Below are 18583 nucleotides of genomic sequence, written 5' to 3' on the forward strand. Positions count from 1 at the left end.
GTTACCCCCTGACCCAGGCTTTAACGGTGGCAAGCTGCTGGCCGAGGCCTTTGCCCCACGGTGAAATGCGGTATTCGCCGACGGAGGCGGGCACAATAAACGTTTCGGCGTAGTGCACCACGAACGGCTCAAATGCGCCGGCAGGGCTGTCGACCCGGGCTTCATCCCCTTCCACCAGATTCAGGACGTTAACGCCGCCGCCCGTGTGGTGCGTCACCGGGGCGGTGAACCAGTGCCGGCGGGTTTCAATAAATTCGCGCTCGTGCAGCCCGGTGCGCTCTTCGCGCCAGCCTTCTCCTTCAGCAATCGGCTCGATGCGGTTGACCAGATGCTCCTGCACCCACTGAGTATCACGCTGCCAGTCGATAACCTGCTCGCCGTGCGCCAGATGCACCGGACGCGGTAAACCGTCGAGGCCCAGGCGGCCCCAGTCCCACAGCTTAAAAGTGAAAATGTAAGGCGTGGCGCTGATCTCCAGCACCATGGTGCCTGAGCCCGAGCAGTGCACCGTTCCCGCGGGGATCAGGAAGTGATCGTGCTTGTGCGCCGGGATCTGATTCACAAAGCGCGGGTCGTCAAAAGCTTTTTCGCCTTTCGCCGCCTGATGCAAATCGTCGATCATGGCCTGGGGATCGGTACCAGTTTTAGTCCCGAGATACACCACGGCGCCCGGTTCAGCTTCAAGGATGTAGTAGCTCTCATCCTGGGTGTAGTGCATCCCGAACTGCTGCTGAATGTATTCGGTCAACGGATGGACCTGGAAGCTGAGATTTTGCCCGCCAATGGTGTCGAGGAAATCGAAGCGGATGGGAAACTCCGCGCCAAAGCGGGCGTGAACTTTCTCCCCCAGTAGCTCGCGGGGGTGCAGCAGCACCAGGTCGATAGAAGGGATCTCGATCCGCACGTCACCAAACGTTAGCAACAGGCTGTTTTCCTCGGGCACGCAGTCAAAACACCAGGCATAGTTTGGTTTCGAGGGATCGAGATCGAATTGTTTCTTCATCCATTGACCGCCCCAGACGCCGGGATCGAAGAAAGGAACGACGCGGAAAGGGCGTGCGGCGGTTTGTTGCAGACCCGCGCGCAGAGCCTCTCCGCTGACCATCGCAGGCGCGTCGGAAACGGTGGTATCCAGCAGGAAATCGGCGCGTTTTAGCAACGGCGTTTTGTGGCGATCGAACACCCGCCATTCAATGAAAAAGGCGCGCTTATAGCGGCGCAGAATATCTTCACTCTGGTTTTCCACGCCCCAGTTGCCAAGCTCCCCGCTGCGCATGCGCATCTGAATTTCCCAGCGCGGCAGGTCGGCATACACCAGCACGTCGCCGTCGTGAACCAGCGAAGCGCCCGGGCCGTAAACAATCACCAGCCCGCTTTGCACATCGGCTACCTGTTGGCGCAGCGATGTCAGCCGCTCGCTGTCGAAAAATTCAGGCAGCTGATGGCAGGATAAGACGCCGAACACACGGTCATCGGTCAGGTTGCGGGCCAGCAGGGCATGCAGCGACTGCTCATCCTGACGCGCCGTTTCGGCGTTGATGATCAGTGTGGGGCTAAGTTCGACAATGTGCTGCCTGATCTCCTCCAGGCGCACGCCCGGATAGCAGTCAATCACCAGCACGGTTTTTTGCCCGTCGATTCGGCTTCGCAGCGTCTGGCAGATGTTTTTCCAACTCTGGCAGGCCTGATGATCATAGCTCTGGATCCGAACTTCAGGGAATTTATCGTAAGGGGTCGGTTTCATACTCATCTCCGTCATTGCGGGCGGGGTGACGCTGCGAAAGAAAGGGTTAAGGTCAGATAATCACAGCTGTTGAGGGTGATTTCTCCAAAGAGCTGCTCCACTTTTTCCTCACGCAGCGTGGTACTCCAGATCTCCAGTGGGTACGGGCTCTGTAAGATGAAGATCTCCTGATGCTCGCCAGGGTTAAACAGCCGAAGCGTGATGTCGCCATTTTCACCAGGTTTGCACAGACTCATCTGCACTCGAGGGTTACTGAGCGACAGGAAAGTGCCGCTGGGGGCGAGCGGAGTTGTCGGCAACGGTAGCGTGAAGCGATCGAGGCGTTCCTCGAAGGTATTCAACTGTTGCACCTGATAGGCGAGATAACGCTCGCGGTAGTGGAGGCAGGCGCTAAAAATTGCGGCGTCGCTCAGCGGAGGAGTGATAAACAACGCGTACTCAAACACCATGGTTTTCAGCATCTGTGCATCCGGCGTGGGCACCACTTTGTTGTTGATGCCCGATGCACGACCTGGTCGCCACGGCGTATCGTCTTTGCCGAGCAGGCCTACGCTGCGGAACAGCGTCAGTGCCAGCGTGTCGCTTTCTGGCAGCACCTCATACTCTTTGATGCCTTTGGTCATCACGCCAAAACACCGTTCTTCGTCACGCAGAAAGACGCCGTTTTCCAGAGTGAAAATGGGTACCGGCTTTTCAACGAAGCCTTTTTCGCGCCACTGTTCGGTGTAGTGGCTCGCGGTGTCACGCTTCACCAGTGAAAAGCCCTGATCGGCCCAGCTATGGCGTGGCGCGGCAATCGGTGTTTTCAGGTGCACGCGCAGGCGATGATCGCAGGCGGTGTTGGTCAGCTCATGCTGAATGCGAAGCCAGCTCTCGCCCTGACGCAGTTCCAGCCGGGTGCGGATCTGCATCATGCTGTCGTTTATGCCGGCTTTTCGCTGGCCGATGCCCGAAGGCAAATGCAGTTCACATTCCAGCGTCATGATTGCCGTGTAGGCGTGCGTTTCGGCAGAAAGCACCCGGAATGGCCCGGCGCTCAGTGGAGCGTCATTTTCCAGCGGGGCAAAGTCGAATTCGTCGCCGTCGTCAGCACCATTGCTGAACTGCAAAAGGGCAGGGTAGCGCGTGCCGTTGTCACGATCGATCAGCGTGATTTCGCCGTTTTCTACACACAGCCGATACTCGTTATTTTCGATGCTCTGGCTCGGCTGAGGCTGAACGGCGGCAGGCATGGCCTGCGTTTCTTCTACAAGCCAGGTCTGATAGCCCAGCCCATTCAGACGGCTTACCGGGAACAGGATCTCGCTGCGCCAGTAGTCTTCCACATCTTCGAGTTTTTCCCCTTCAGCGGTGACGATCACCCGTTGACCCCCGCTCAGGCGCTGCTGGCCGATCACGCTGTGGGTGACAGTCTGGCCGTCCTGGCTGAGTAAAAAATCACTCTGTTGGGTAAAGACCACTGCATTGACCAAACGGTTTTGCGGCTGAATATCGCAGTTGAACACCACCAGAAGGTTGCTTGCACCCAGTTGTTGCACGATGCGGTGGCTGATTTTCTTTTTCAGCAAATTGATCAGGCTTAGCGCGGAGCGTTCCACGCCCATCAGGCGATGGAGAATATTGTGGTTAACCTGATCGGCGTTGCTGGCCTCAATACCATTATGTGCATGCGCAGAAAACACTTTTTTCCACAACGCTTCCATCAGCGGGCGCGGCCAGTGAATGGCTAGCTGGTCTGCCATCACCGTCAGCGGCTCAAGCTTATCCAGCAGCAGATGCTCGGTTTGCCAGGTCTGGCGCTTGATATCGTAGCGGGTGGAGTGGCAGGTGCGATGAATGCGCGATTTCTGGCAGGCATACAGTTCGCCGTCAATCGTGTGGCTGAACGGGTTTTCTGCCCACGCGTCTTCCATGTAGCGCTCGTAGCTCGCCATCTTAAAGTGATACGGCAGGTCCAGCTTATTGAGCGCTTCGACAGTCTGGGGAAAAGCGGCGTTCGGTAGCACCTGATCGCCGCCGCAGGGAAGCAGGAGCTTGTCGGTGTGGGTATTCATCTCCCCCAGTTTGTTGAGGATTGGCAGCAGCCGGTGCGTCAGGTAGTCATCGTCGCTGGCGAGGAATTTCCCTGGCCCGTAGCCGTAGTAGAGATAGTTAGTGGCAATGGAAACCTGATTCGGCGCTCGCCACCAGAAGTTGAGATCGCCGTTGAGCTGATCGGTATACACACCGCGTTGCAGCACGCAATAATCAATGCCCAGATCGCGATAAAACGCGGGCAGCCAGGCGTGTTGGCCAAAAATATCCGGCATATAGCCGATATTCATGCTGTGACCAAACCCTTCGGCGATGCGGATCCCATACTGCAAATTGCGGATCAGCGACTCGCTGCGGATCAGCAGCGAATCACACTGCGTATACCACGGGCCGACCAGCAGGCGGCGCTCGCTAATCAGCTTGCGTAATCGCCCGGCGTTTTCCGGACGGGTCTGCAAATACTCGTCCAGCACGATCGACAGTCCGTCAAAGGTGTAGCTCGGGAAATCATCCCGGCTTTCCAGCAGGTCAAGCAGATAGTCGATATTTTCGATCAACAGAATATGCGAATCTTCACAGGTGAAATACCATTCGGCGTCCCAGTGGCAGTGAGGCACTACATAGACATCTTTATGAGCCATAACCCTTCCCTGCTAGTTCAGTGTCATCTTGCCGGCTTTGATCAGATAAAAGCGGACAAAGACGTTAGCAAAAGCGATAAACAACACGCCGGTCGTCATGCCGGCCAGATAAGCGGGCAAATTCTGCACCAGCGGCCAGCCCCAGATGGCGGGCAGTGGGAACCACTGCACAGAGCCAAAAGTGATGGCGATAAGGGATCCGATGATGGCGCCCATCATGTTGATAGAGATGGTGATCACCGGGTTTTTCAACATGAAAGGAATGGCCCCTTCACCGATAGCGAGAAAGCCCAGAATCAACGAAGTGGTGCCAGTGACGCGCTGGTTTTCATCAAACACGCGCTGGCGCACGACAAAGCGATCGATAACCGTCGCCAGACCGATGCCAATCGGAGGGATCACGATCCCCAGCACGCGGGCGGTGAGGGGGAAAATATGATCGGCAGCCAGCCCAATGGCTATTGCGCCCGCAGATTTATTCACCGGCCCGCCGAGATCAAAGGCCGTCAGTGAAGTGATGATCACCGCCAACGTCAGGGCGCTGGAGGTGCCGTGTGCCAGAATGAACTGCTGGAAAAAGTGATTGATGCTGCCGAACACCGGATCGACGAAATAGAAATTGAGAAAGAAGATGACCAGTACCGTGAGGCCCGGGACAATCAGCATTGGCTTCATCGCCTGCAAATGCTTATGCAGATGAATGTGCCGATTGAGATACTCCGCCACCAACCCGGCGACCATGCCCAGCAGCAGCGCGCCGAGGAACCCCGAAGGAATGCCGCCAGTCTGCGCCCACAGCGTGTAGTGCAGCCCTCCGGCAAAGGCACCGCCGATAAAACCGGGCACCAGTCCGGGCCTGTCGGCAATGCTGTAAGCCATGTAGGCGGCAAACACCGGATACATAAACTTCATGATCATGTTGCCGTAGAGCATCAGATAGTGGCAAATCTGCAGCAGCGTGTTCGGCTCGTTGTCATAACGGGCATCGCCGATGGTGGTTACGCCCAGCATGCTGGCGGTGAGCTGACCGATACCCATCATTAAACCTGCGGCGACAATCACCGGGATCATGTAGGAAATTCCGCAGGAAACGGCCTGATAAAGTTTGGCACCAAACGACGGCGAGCCGCCGCTGGTGGCCGCCGCCGTTTCGCCTGTGTCGGCGACGATGCCGTCCGGGTGATGCACCATGCGCTCAATTAAGCCCGGCGCATCTTTCAACGGTTCGGAGACCGACGTGCTGACAAAGGGTTTGCCTGCGAAGCGTTCCCGGCCTTTCGGCGGCAGCGTAGCGGCGAAAATCACCCCCAGCGACTGCTCGATTTGCTCTGCAGTCAGCTCATCTTCAATGCCGCTGGCCCCTTGTTTCTCGCTATACACGCGAATGCCTTTGGCGGCACCCGCTTTTTCCAGCGCTTCTGCCGCCATGTAGGTGTGGGCGATGCCTGCGGAGCAGGAGGTGATCACCACAATGCTTTTGCCGCTGTCGTTGATAACTGCTTTTTCTTTGGTCGGTTCGCTGGCATCGAGCTGCGCCAGAAAATCTTCCACGGTTGTGGCTTCTCGCAGGGCGGCAACGTTGTTTTCGTCCATCAGGGCCAGGCTTAGCGAGGAAAGCATCCGCAGATGGCCTTCATCATCGCCGTCTGGCACTGCCAGTAAAAAGACCATCGAGACTTTGTCCTCGTTGTCCATGGTCGGCCAGTCGTCAACGGGCTGTGTCAGTCGCACCGCCGCAAAAGCAGGGCGTTTGACGGTAGAAGATTTGCCGTGTGGAATGGCGATCCCTTGTTCAAAACCTGTTTCAGAGAGTTGTTCCCGTTGCCAGACAGCATCCTTAAAGACGGCTTTGTCGCCTATCGCTCCTTCTTCATAAAGGTGCTGGCAAAGCGCATCAATGATCTCGCGCCGGCTTTGCCATGGCTTATCGAGAAAGATCAGTTTTTCCGTTGTTACTCTGCTTAATCGCATACGAGCCCCCAAAGTGTATCGGTCAGTCCCTGCGGCCACTTCTTAACCAGAAGATTAATCGATTAACTGAAAGTAAAAAGCATGGTTAACGAGATTAACCCAGCAGAATGGGCAAATTTAGGGCGCGGGCGTGAGAGGTTGTGAGCCATCTCACAGGGAAAAATGCAAAATCCAGGTTATTCGATTAATCTGTGGGGTAACGAGGAGGAACCGAACCATGACCACAATCACGCTGGCTCAGGTGGCAGAGTGGGCAGGAGTGTCCACCGCCACTGTATCGATGGTGCTGCGCAACCGCGGCCGCATCTCACAGGCCACAAGAGAGCGAGTGCTGAAAGCGCTGGATGACTCCGGTTATGTCTATAACCAGACCGCCGCCAATCTGCGTAACCGCAGCAGTAACCAGGTTGGCCTGCTGCTGCATGACATTACCAACCCATTTTACGGTGAGATGACCGCAGGCCTGAGCCATGAAATGGAGCGCCACGAGATGCTGCTGTTCCTGGCAAACAGTGAAGAGTCAGAGGAGCGGCAGCAGAAATTTGTCGATTCACTGATGCGTAATAGCGCCTGCGGGATGGTGCTATGCGCCGCGCGCGGGACGCCGCAGGCTTTTTTCGATGGCCTGAAACGCCGCAACATTCCGGCTATTATGGTGGTGCGCCCGCTCGACGATCCGGATTTTGATTTCGTTGGCACGGATAATTTTCTGGGCACCCAGATGGCGACTGCGCATTTATTGAAGCTGGGACACCGAAATATTGCCTTCATCGGCGGGAGCTATAATTCCGGAACGCGCGCGCAGCGCATCGGCGGTTTTACCAGCAAACTTCTGGAAAGCGGGGTGTCGCCGAACTCGGAGTGGATTGTCGCTTCCCAGGCCAGCCAGAGCGACGGTGCACGCGTGGCGGGAACGTTGTTAAGCCGCTATCCGGAAATCACGGCCGCCGTTTGCTATCAGGATATTGTCGCGCTGGGGGTTATGCAGGCTTTACGCAAATCGGGGCGCGAGCCAGGGCGAGATTTTGCACTGATAGGCTTCGACGATATTACCGAGGCCGCACTGGTGCAGCCAGCACTGACTACTGTGTCGGTGGCGGCGAAAGAGATAGGCCGCAAGGCGGGCGAACTGCTGTTCAGCCGCATTCAGGGCAACGACGAGCCGCCGAAACGGGTGATCCTGCCGCCGACGCTGGTGGTACGTGGCTCCTGTGGTTTTCGCTAAGCGCGATGCTTTTTACTGATATTTCTCTGTGTTTCACGTTAAATTCTAATTATCGGCGTTTTAGAGTGGCGGGGTGCTGAGCGGCTGGTTACTCTGAAAACGATTCACACTGTATTAACGAAGAGAATAGATATGCAAGATGGACACATCCTCGTCGCCATTGCAGGCGCGGGCGGCCGTATGGGACGGCAGCTGATTCAGGCAGCGACGCAGCTTGAGGGCGTGAAGCTCGGTGCGGTGCTGGAACGTGAAGGATCTTCGCTGTTAGGGGCTGATGCAGGCGAGCTGGCAGGTATGGGGGCGACTGGCGTGAAGGTGCAGAGCAGCCTTGATGGCGTAAAAGATGATTTTGATGTTTTCATCGATTTCACCCGCCCGGAAGGCACGCTGAAGCATCTGGCTTTTTGCCGCGAACACGGTAAAAGCATGGTGATAGGCACCACAGGCTTTGACGACGCCGGCAAACAGGCGATTCGTGATGCCGCTGAAAGCATTGCGATTGTTTTCGCTGCCAACTTCAGTGTCGGGGTGAACGTGATGCTCAAGCTACTGGAGAAAGCGGCGAAGGTGATGGGCGATTACACCGATATCGAAATCATCGAAGCGCATCATCGCCATAAAGTGGACGCGCCTTCAGGCACCGCGCTGGCAATGGGTGAAGCGATTGCCCAGGCGATGGACAAAGATTTGAAAGATTGCGCGGTCTACAGCCGGGAAGGGCATACCGGTGAACGCGTGCCGGGCACCATTGGTTTTGCCACTGTACGTGCTGGCGACATTGTGGGTGAACATACGGCGATGTTCGCCGATATCGGCGAGCGCGTTGAAATTACCCATAAAGCCTCAAGCCGCATGACATTTGCTAATGGCGCGATTCGCTCCGCTTTGTGGCTTAAAGATAAGCGTAAGGGTTTTTTTGATATGCGAGATGTCCTCGATCTCAACAATCTGTGAGTTTATTACCCCATCGTGATGTGGTTGTAGCAATCTCAATGTATTGATTGCAGAGGGCAATATTTTATTGCCCTTTAATTTTATCTGTTTTCACTTAATTTTCTATTGAAGTTCATAAAATACCAGCTCTTCCTGTCGTTTTGTGTTGGTTAATTGTAAATTTTGACCATCCGGTCCACTTTTTATCTTTCTCACAAGCCAGTTCACAGTTATCCTGGTGCGCAAGCGTTTACCGAAGGGTATTTAGTTGATCTTTTTGCCTGCTTTACAGCACTCTATCGACCAGTGGCGTAAAAACAGATAAAAAATCCCGGTTTTGCGTTGACTTTATCTTCGTTAATCTCCAGAATGCCGCCGTTTGCACAAAATTCGCGAGCAGCAGATTTGCATTGATTCAGGATACCGAGTGAATTAATATGCAAATAAACTGAGTGAATATTCTCCGGAGGATGTTTTGATTAAGTCAGCGCTTTTGGTTCTGGAAGACGGAACCCAGTTTCACGGTCGGGCCATAGGGGCAACAGGTTCGGCGGTTGGGGAAGTCGTTTTCAATACTTCAATGACCGGTTATCAAGAAATCCTCACTGACCCTTCCTATTCTCGCCAAATCGTCACTCTCACTTATCCCCATATCGGTAATGTCGGCACCAACGCCGCTGATGAAGAATCTTCCCAGGTACACGCCCAAGGCCTCGTCATTCGCGATTTACCGCTGATTGCCAGCAACTACCGCAACACTGAAGATCTCTCCTCTTATCTCAAGCGCCATAACATCGTCGCCATCGCCGATATCGATACCCGTAAACTGACGCGCATTCTGCGTGAGAAGGGCGCGCAGAACGGCTGCATTATCGCGGGCGATAACCTGGACGCTGCGCTGGCACTGGAAAAAGCGAAAGCGTTCCCGGGCCTGAACGGCATGGATCTGGCGAAAGAAGTGACGACCACTGAAAGCTACAGCTGGACGCAAGGCAGCTGGACTTTGGCTGATGAACTGCCAGAAGCGAAGAAAGAAGAAGAACTGCCATTCCACGTCGTGGCGTATGACTACGGCGCGAAGCGCAACATCCTGCGCATGCTGGTTGACCGCGGCTGCCGCCTGACAGTGGTACCGGCGCAGACCTCTGCGGAAGACGTCCTGAAGATGAATCCAGACGGCATCTTCCTCTCCAACGGCCCGGGCGACCCGGCACCGTGTGACTACGCGATTACTGCGATTGAGAAATTCCTCCAGACCGACATTCCGGTCTTTGGCATCTGCCTCGGCCATCAGCTGCTGGCGCTGGCGAGCGGGGCGAAAACCATCAAGATGAAGTTTGGCCACCACGGCGGCAACCATCCGGTAAAAGATATCGACAACAACACCGTGATGATCACCGCGCAGAACCACGGTTTTGCCGTAGATGAAGCCTCCCTGCCTGCCAACCTGCGCGTGACGCACAAGTCACTGTTCGACGGCACGCTGCAAGGCATTCATCGCACCGACAAACCGGCGTTCAGCTTCCAGGGCCACCCGGAAGCCAGCCCAGGCCCGCACGATGCCGCGCCGCTGTTCGATCACTTCATCGAACTTATCGAGCAATACCGCAAGACCGCTAAATAATCAGGAGCCGAGAAGACCATGCCAAAACGTACAGACATAAAAAGCATCCTGATCCTTGGCGCTGGCCCGATCGTGATCGGCCAGGCCTGCGAATTCGACTATTCCGGTGCCCAGGCGTGTAAAGCGCTGCGCGAAGAGGGCTACCGCGTCATTCTGGTGAACTCCAACCCGGCCACCATCATGACCGACCCGGAAATGGCCGATGCGACTTACATCGAGCCGATTCAGTGGGAAGTGGTTCGCAAAATTATTGAAAAAGAGCGTCCGGATGCGGTGCTGCCAACCATGGGCGGCCAGACCGCGCTGAACTGCGCGCTGGAGCTGGAGCGTCAGGGCGTGCTGGAAGAGTTCGGCGTGACCATGATTGGCGCGACCGCTGACGCGATTGATAAAGCTGAAGATCGCCGTCGCTTCGACGTGGCAATGAAGAAAATCGGCCTCGACACCGCGCGTTCAGGTATCGCACACAACATGGACGAAGCGCTGGCGGTTGCCGCTGACGTGGGTTATCCGTGCATCATCCGTCCTTCCTTCACCATGGGCGGCACCGGCGGCGGTATCGCTTACAATCGCGAAGAGTTTGAAGAGATTTGCGAACGCGGTCTGGATCTTTCTCCAACCAAAGAGCTGCTGATTGACGAATCCCTGATCGGCTGGAAAGAGTACGAGATGGAAGTGGTGCGTGATAAAAATGACAACTGCATCATCGTCTGCTCCATCGAAAACTTCGATGCGATGGGCATCCACACCGGTGACTCCATCACCGTAGCGCCAGCCCAGACGCTGACCGATAAAGAATACCAAATCATGCGTAACGCCTCGATGGCGGTACTGCGTGAAATCGGCGTGGAAACCGGCGGCTCTAACGTCCAGTTCTCCGTGAACCCGAAAAACGGTCGCCTTATCGTTATCGAAATGAACCCGCGTGTCTCGCGCTCCTCAGCACTGGCTTCTAAAGCGACCGGTTTCCCGATTGCCAAAGTCGCCGCCAAACTGGCCGTGGGTTACACCCTCGATGAGCTGATGAACGACATCACCGGCGGCAAAACGCCTGCGTCATTCGAACCGTCTATCGACTACGTTGTGACCAAAATCCCTCGCTTCAACTTCGAGAAGTTTGTTGGCGCGAATGACCGTCTGACCACCCAGATGAAATCTGTCGGTGAAGTGATGGCGATTGGCCGCACTCAGCAGGAATCCCTGCAGAAAGCCCTGCGCGGCCTGGAAGTGGGCGCGACAGGTTTCGACCCGAAAGTGAGTCTGGATGACCCGGAAGCGCTGACCAAAATCCGTCGCGAGCTGAAAGACGCCGGTGCCGAGCGTATCTGGTATATCGCCGATGCGTTCCGTGCGGGCCTGTCTGTCGACGGCGTCTTCAACCTGACCAATATCGACCGCTGGTTCCTGGTGCAGATTGAAGAGTTGGTGCGTCTGGAAGAGCAGGTGGCTGAAGTCGGGATTACCGGCCTCGACGCTGATTTCCTGCGTACCCTGAAACGCAAAGGCTTCGCCGATGCGCGTCTGGCTAAACTGGCTGGCGTGCGCGAGTCTGAAATTCGCAAGCTACGCGAACAGTTCAACCTGCATCCGGTTTACAAGCGTGTAGACACCTGTGCGGCAGAATTCTCTACCGATACCGCTTACATGTACTCCACGTACGAAGACGAGTGTGAAGCGAACCCGTCCGTTGACCGCGATAAAATCATGGTGCTCGGCGGTGGCCCGAACCGTATCGGTCAGGGTATCGAGTTCGATTACTGCTGCGTTCACGCCTCCCTGGCGCTGCGTGAAGACGGTTACGAGACCATCATGGTCAACTGTAACCCGGAAACCGTATCGACCGACTATGACACCTCTGACCGCCTGTACTTCGAACCCGTGACCTTCGAAGACGTGCTGGAAATCGTGCGTATCGAGAAGCCGAAAGGCGTTATCGTCCAGTACGGTGGTCAGACTCCGCTGAAGCTGGCGCGTGCGCTGGAAGCCGCAGGCGTGCCGGTTATCGGGACCAGCCCGGATGCGATTGACCGTGCTGAAGACCGCGAGCGTTTCCAGCAGGCGGTTGACCGTCTGAAGCTGAAACAGCCTGCGAACGCCACGGTGACCACTATCGACATGGCTGTCGAGAGAGCGAAAGACATCGGTTATCCGCTGGTGGTGCGTCCTTCCTACGTACTGGGCGGCCGCGCGATGGAAATCGTGTATGACGAAGCCGACCTGCGTCGCTACTTCCAGACCGCGGTCAGCGTGTCTAACGATGCGCCGGTGCTGCTCGACCGCTTCCTCGACGATGCGGTGGAAGTGGACGTCGATGCCATCTGCGACGGTGAAAGCGTGCTGATTGGCGGCATCATGGAACACATCGAACAGGCCGGCGTACACTCCGGTGACTCCGCGTGTTCTCTGCCGGCTTACACCCTGAGCAAAGAGATTCAGGATGTGATGCGCGAGCAGGTGCAGAAGCTGGCATTTGAGCTGCAGGTTCGTGGTCTGATGAACGTGCAGTTCGCGGTGAAAGACAACGAAGTCTACCTGATTGAAGTGAACCCACGTGCGGCGCGTACCGTGCCATTCGTCTCCAAAGCGACCGGCTTACCGCTGGCGAAAGTGGCGGCGCGTGTGATGGTCGGTCAGACGCTGAAACAGCAGGGCCACACTCAGGAAATCATCCCGCCGTACTACTCGGTGAAAGAAGTGGTGCTGCCGTTCAATAAATTCCCGGGCGTTGACCCGCTGTTAGGGCCAGAAATGCGCTCTACCGGGGAAGTGATGGGCGTGGGCCGCACCTTCGCCGAAGCGTTTGCCAAAGCGCAGCTCGGCAGCAACTCCACCATGAAGAAGCAGGGCCGTGCGCTGCTGTCTGTTCGTGAAGGCGACAAAGAGCGCGTGGTGGATTTGGCCGCGAAACTGCTGAAGCAGGGCTTCGAGCTGGATGCGACCCACGGCACCGCGATTGTGCTGGGTGAAGCAGGTATCAACCCGCGTCTGGTGAACAAAGTGCATGAAGGCCGTCCGCACATTCAGGATCGTATCAAGAATGGCGAGTACACCTACATTATCAACACCACGGCCGGTCGCCAGGCGATTGAAGACTCCAGGCTGATTCGCCGCAGCGCGCTGCAGTACAAAGTGCATTACGACACCACCCTGAACGGTGGTTTTGCCACCGCGATGGCGCTGAATGCGGATGCGACCGAGAAGGTGATTTCGGTGCAGGAAATGCACGCGCAGATTAAAGGCTAACCTTTCTCACATCCTCTAATAAAAGACCTCTGCACGAATCATCACGCAGAGGTCTTTCCTCTATAGAAATCATTTCTATTATTTATCATTTTTTGTGATGCCATTTGATTTGAGTGTTTTTTTCTCTCAGCTATTTTCCTCTTTCCAGTGAGGAAAATAATGAGGGTAATATAATGAGTAGCGAATATCAGGATGTTCAGCCAGAAGTTATCTGTCAGGAAAATGATCCCGCGATAGTTTATACAGGAAATTGGAGCCGGTATACGGGGCGCACCTATAGCTATGACGGTGCCAGCATGGCGTTGTACGATAACGGAAGATATTTTGAATTTACCTTTGATGGCACTGGGGTGGGTTATTACAGTGAAGGGAATACCGATCAGGGGGATGTGGATTTTTATATCGATGGTGTATTTTCAGCAACGATCAGTACCTATCGTTCACCGCGGCAATTTAGCGATCTGATGTACTATGTGACAGGCCTGCCGAAAGGGACTCATGTTCTTAAAGGCGTGAAAAAAAGCGGCACCTGGATGCTGCTTGATTTACTTAAAATTTATAATGATGGGCCGCTGGTCGCGACGGCAGAACCATTGCTCGGGGCTGGCAGTGACGGTACATTGCGGCTGCAGTTCAATCAGTCGCTGGACCCACAAAGCGCAACGTTGCCAGCGAACTATCAGCTGAATCTGGGGGCCAGTGTTGTTTCCGTGACCTTAAGCAATGACAGGAAAACGGCTGACCTGATTATTTCTGGTTTAACGACAAATTCCGAATATACATTAAGCTTAACGAATATCTACAATCAGATTCTTACCACGAGTGTAGAAAATCAGATATTTACGCTTGCCTATACCTCGTTACCCGCAGAACAACTATATGATGATGCCGCTACGGATATTGTTTATGCCGGGAACTGGACGCACGGCACTAATCGTACGATGAGTATTTATAATCAAACTACATCGTATACCCAGAACAATAATTCGGGGAGCTTTTCTCTCAATTTTTATGGTACGGGCGTAGCGTATTATGCGGAGAGCAATACCGACCAGGGCGATGTTGAAATTTATATTGATGGCGTTTCCCAGGGGCGTATCAGTACCTGGACAAGCTCTCATTTACAAAGCCATATGTTGTACAGCCGGGTTGATTTACCCTTTGGTGCACATACGATCCAGGGCATAAAACGTTCCGGAACCTGGGCGCATATCGATGCCTTGAAAGTGTATAACGCCGGCAGCCTTGAAATCCTTGAGACCACGACAGACAGTAACGGCAATATCCGCATCACCTTTGACCAGGCTCTTGATAGCGAGAGCGCATTACAACTCGATAATTATTCTTTGAATAACGGTGGGATTATTGACGGCGTAACGCTGGATGTTTACAAAACGACGCTGATGCTTCATGCCCCCAATCTGGTGTTCGAACAAACGTATCAGGTCACCCTTCACGGGCTGAAGAACGAAATTCTGACGAAAGATTTCGCCGATCTACAGACTTCATTCACGAACTATCAGGGAATGAAGCATTACTATACGTTCGATAATCAGATTAATGGCGCGTTTTTAGACACCATTAGCGGAAAACGCGATGCGGTGATGTATGGCCGCGAGCCGGTACTGGTCGCCGGGAAACTGGCGCAAGGCTGCGAGTTTGATCGCCGCTATCCTGCATACGTTGATTTAGGCGTATTTGATTGTCTGCAACAACCTGGTTTTACGGTAGAAGCCTGGATTTATCCGCGCTCTCTGGCGATGAGCACTATCGTCAGCCAGGACACGCGTGATAACAATAACCAGCGCTGGCTTTTCTATTGCCAGAATAATCAGCTGTCTTTCACCATGTCAGATAATACCAATCAGGCATCATTTACGCTGACCACGCGCTCCTATATTCCTCTTAACGCCTGGAGCCATGTTGCGGTTATACGCCTGAGCAGCGATGAATTCGCACTGGCAATTAACGGTAATATCGTCATGTGCGGTGGTTCAAATATTAAGCAATCGGCGAATAACTGTAGTGTGAAAGTCGGGGGACGTCTCAATAGCCGAGGTGAGATCACCGATGCTTTCGATGGTGTGATTGATGAAGTGAAAATGTTTGATTCCGCGCTAAGCACATCGACGCTGGTGGACAATTATCGCCCACTGGCAGAGGGGAATTTTACGTTAGAGGTCAATAACGGCGCAGTCACTGCCCGTTTTGTACAGCCTCAATCCGTGCTTCCTGCCATCACGGACTTCCGGCTGCATAGCAAGGTCAACAGCGAGATGCGTACCGGTTTGCCCTTAAACGATCTTATCTGGGATACCGACAGAAATGAGGCCACTCTGACTTTTACGCCTTTTGAACACGCGAGCGTTGAGCAAAATGTGGCGATGACGTTGCGGTATCAGGGGATGCCCGTTGATGCGCAGTTGACTATTCCGGCAACGACGGTTGAGCCGCCGTCAATCTCGTTACTGACCCTTAAGGGTGAGCTGAAGACGCGAGAAGTCCTGCGTGCGGATTATCACTACAGCGATCCGGAGAATGTCGCAGAAAGCGGCAGTGAATATCTTTGGGAAGTGGCGGATAGTGCGAGCGGTATTTTCAGCCCCATTGAAGGGGTACACACCCGCACGCTGATGCTGTTACCTGAACACAAAGGGAAACATATTCGGGTAACGGTGACGCCACGCAATGCGCGTTTGTGCCCTGGTGTACCGCAAATGGCGGTGGTAGGGCCAATTGCCCAGCAAAGTGGTAACCCGCGTACCGACTGGTTCCGCAATGCAAAATACGGCGTGTCGCACCACTTCCTGCCAAATTACCTCAATCTTTCCCCTGATATTCCACCCAGAGAAAAATGGCATGAGGGTGAGAGCTGGGATGATTTCCTCAGTACGTTTGATGTGGTGGCTTACGCGAAAGCGGTACAAGAAACGGGCGCAGGGTTTGTCTTGCTGACGATGGATCAGCATGCGGGCTATAACCTTGGCCCGTCAAAAACGCATGATGCCATTTTGGGCGTCGCGCCCGGTGTGCGCAGCGCAATACGCGATTTGCCGCTGGAGATGGCCAAAGAGCTGGCGAAATATGGCATCAAATTCATGCTGTATATGATGGGATACGCGCCCGCCAAAGCAAGCCTGGTGTATTACGATAGCGACGCCAACCCACATTCCCCCGATCGCTGGGGCGATATGCTGGTGCCGAGATTGTACGAGTGTTCACCTTTTGACAATCTGATCACCCCGGAAACCACGCGGCTGAATTATGCCGTGGTGCGGGAATTCGGCGATCGTTATGGTGAATATCTGGCCGGATTCTGGTTTGACGGCATGTGGAACAACTACACCGATATGAGCCAGCCTTATAACATTAACGATGTGGTGGATGCGTCTCGCTCAGGAAATCCGCAGCGTATTGTGACCGGGATTGGCGTGGACAACACCGTGTACATGGACTATTCCAACGGCGAATCCTACGGCACCAAAAATGCCGAGGGTAACTATGTCATGACCGAGTTGCCGACTAGCCGCTGGCAGAATAACGATGGGTATCATCAATGGTTCCGCTGGATTGCGTTGGGTAACCAGACTGTGAATGCGGGTTGGGGCGCGATGGGATCAACCGATACCGGCAAGCATTACGATACCGATTCGCTGGCGCAATGGGTAAAAGATGTGGCTGCGCGAGACGGCGTTGCCTGTATGGATATCCGAATTAACCGCTTCGGTGAACTGGATCCTATTGTTTCCGATCAGCTTGCGGCGGTAAAGGCGGCTGTTTACCCTACGCTGACGAACGATCAACTGCTGGATAAGGTGCAACAAACCACGCTGCGCTACTTCTGGGATTATGCGCATCCTACCAGCGGGCTGGCCTTCGAGCGGTTATATCGCAACGGTGATGCGGGGATTAATGAACCGGTGACAACAGGGGGAACCGGGTTCGGCATTATGGGCATTCTGGTGGCCGTTGAGCGTGGTTTTATCACGCGCCAGCAGGGCTATGATCGTATTAACCAAATGGTTGATTTCCTGGGGGGGCCTACCACCCGTTATAAAGGCGCCTGGCCACACTGGCTTAATGGCAATACCGGCGCGACTATCCCGTTTGGCACGAATGATAACGGTGCAGACCTGGTAGAAACCGCCTTCCTGGTCGAAGGGTTGCTGACCGCGCGTCAGTATTTTAATGATCCGACGCTTGCGACCAAAATCAATGCGCTGTGGCATGACATCGACTGGAACTATTTCACCAACAACAGCGATAGCCTCTACTGGCATATTGATAAAGATCTACAGTTCACCATGGGAATGAAAGTGACGGGCTGGAATGAGGCGATGATGACCTATCTGTTGGCTATCGCGTCACCGACGCACCCTGTTGCGCCGACGCTTTGGGAGAGCGGCTGGTCGCAGGGAACGTACAGTAATAAAAACAAGGTCTATTACGATGTTACGCTGCCCATCGGCCCAACGATGGGAGGGCCAATGTTCTTTATGCACTACTCGTTTATGGGGTTCGATCCACGCAATCTGCGCGATACCGCCAATGACGTTAACTACTATCAACAGGGTGTGGCGCAAAGCCAGATCCAGCAGGCTTACAGCGTGGATAACCCGCATCAGTACATCGGTTACTCTGATAAGTGCTGGGGGCTAACCGCTGGCTATTCGCCGACGGGCTATACGGCTCACCAGCCAACACAGGATGACGGCACCATCACCATCACCGCGGCGTTAAGCAGTCTTCCGTATTTACCCGATGCGTCTATGGCGGCGTTACGGCATTTTTATGACGATCTTGGCAACGCCGTGTGGACCGAGAAATGTGGATTTATTGATGGATTCAACATGAGCAAAAACTGGTACTCCGATGGATATCTGGCCATCGATCAGGGGCCGATTATTGGGATGATTGAAAACCATCGTAGCGGATTGCTGTGGCGCTATTTTATGAGCTGTCCGGAAATCCAGCAGGCGCTGAGCCTTATCGGTTTTGCTGCGGATGATTACCCACCGCGTGCAGGCTAATCTTGCGTTTTGCTAAGCCAGTGTGATATCAAGGCTTCCCTTACCGGGAAGCTTTTTTGTGGTATTCATCACATTAATATCGCCACGGCATGTAAACGTCTACACTGTCATGATTTAGCAAACGGACCGATATCATTG

Annotated in this window: 8 protein-coding genes; 5 read left to right on the forward strand and 3 right to left on the reverse strand. The window is 54.4% G+C overall.

From position 1 onward, the window contains the following. Position 1: 1 nt before the first annotated feature. The 3 genes from ACLW56_RS02740 to ACLW56_RS02750 are packed head-to-tail and all read right to left on the reverse strand — an operon-like array spanning position 2 to position 6390. Complete coding sequence (locus ACLW56_RS02740) at positions 2-1744, reverse strand: class I mannose-6-phosphate isomerase (protein WP_330982287.1); 1743 nt, start codon at positions 1742-1744, stop codon at positions 2-4. Positions 1745-1755: 11 nt separating this feature from the next. After that, on the reverse strand, positions 1756-4419 hold the full coding sequence (locus tag ACLW56_RS02745; RefSeq protein ID WP_330982288.1) for an alpha-mannosidase: 2664 nt from the start codon (positions 4417-4419) through the stop codon (positions 1756-1758). Between the two features lie 12 nt (positions 4420-4431). Then, positions 4432-6390, reverse strand: coding sequence for a fructose-specific PTS transporter subunit EIIC (locus tag ACLW56_RS02750; protein ID WP_330982289.1), 1959 nt, complete (start codon positions 6388-6390; stop codon positions 4432-4434). 217 nt (positions 6391-6607) lie between these two features. Here ACLW56_RS02750 and ACLW56_RS02755 point away from each other — a divergent pair, with 217 nt between their 5' ends. The 5 genes from ACLW56_RS02755 (at position 6608) to ACLW56_RS02775 (ending at position 18445) form a co-directional block, all read left to right on the forward strand. Next, positions 6608-7615 (forward strand): LacI family DNA-binding transcriptional regulator, encoded by a 1008-nt coding sequence (locus tag ACLW56_RS02755; RefSeq protein WP_330982290.1) that lies wholly within the window; start codon positions 6608-6610, stop codon positions 7613-7615. A 132-nt stretch (positions 7616-7747) separates the two neighbouring features. Next, positions 7748-8569, forward strand: coding sequence for a 4-hydroxy-tetrahydrodipicolinate reductase (dapB, locus tag ACLW56_RS02760; protein WP_330982291.1), 822 nt, complete (start codon positions 7748-7750; stop codon positions 8567-8569). A 454-nt stretch (positions 8570-9023) separates the two neighbouring features. Continuing rightward, positions 9024-10172, forward strand: coding sequence for a glutamine-hydrolyzing carbamoyl-phosphate synthase small subunit (gene carA, locus ACLW56_RS02765; protein WP_330982292.1), 1149 nt, complete (start codon positions 9024-9026; stop codon positions 10170-10172). Positions 10173-10190: 18 nt separating this feature from the next. Beyond that, on the forward strand, positions 10191-13415 hold the full coding sequence (gene carB, locus ACLW56_RS02770; RefSeq protein ID WP_330982293.1) for a carbamoyl-phosphate synthase large subunit: 3225 nt from the start codon (positions 10191-10193) through the stop codon (positions 13413-13415). 173 nt (positions 13416-13588) lie between these two features. Further along, entirely contained in the window at positions 13589-18445 is a 4857-nt protein-coding gene (locus tag ACLW56_RS02775) for a glucoamylase family protein (protein WP_330982294.1), read from the forward strand. The last annotated feature ends 138 nt before the right edge of the window (positions 18446-18583 follow it).

This window comes from Pantoea sp. sgz302252 (assembly GCF_047713085.1).
Taxonomy (GTDB): domain Bacteria; phylum Pseudomonadota; class Gammaproteobacteria; order Enterobacterales; family Enterobacteriaceae; genus Scandinavium.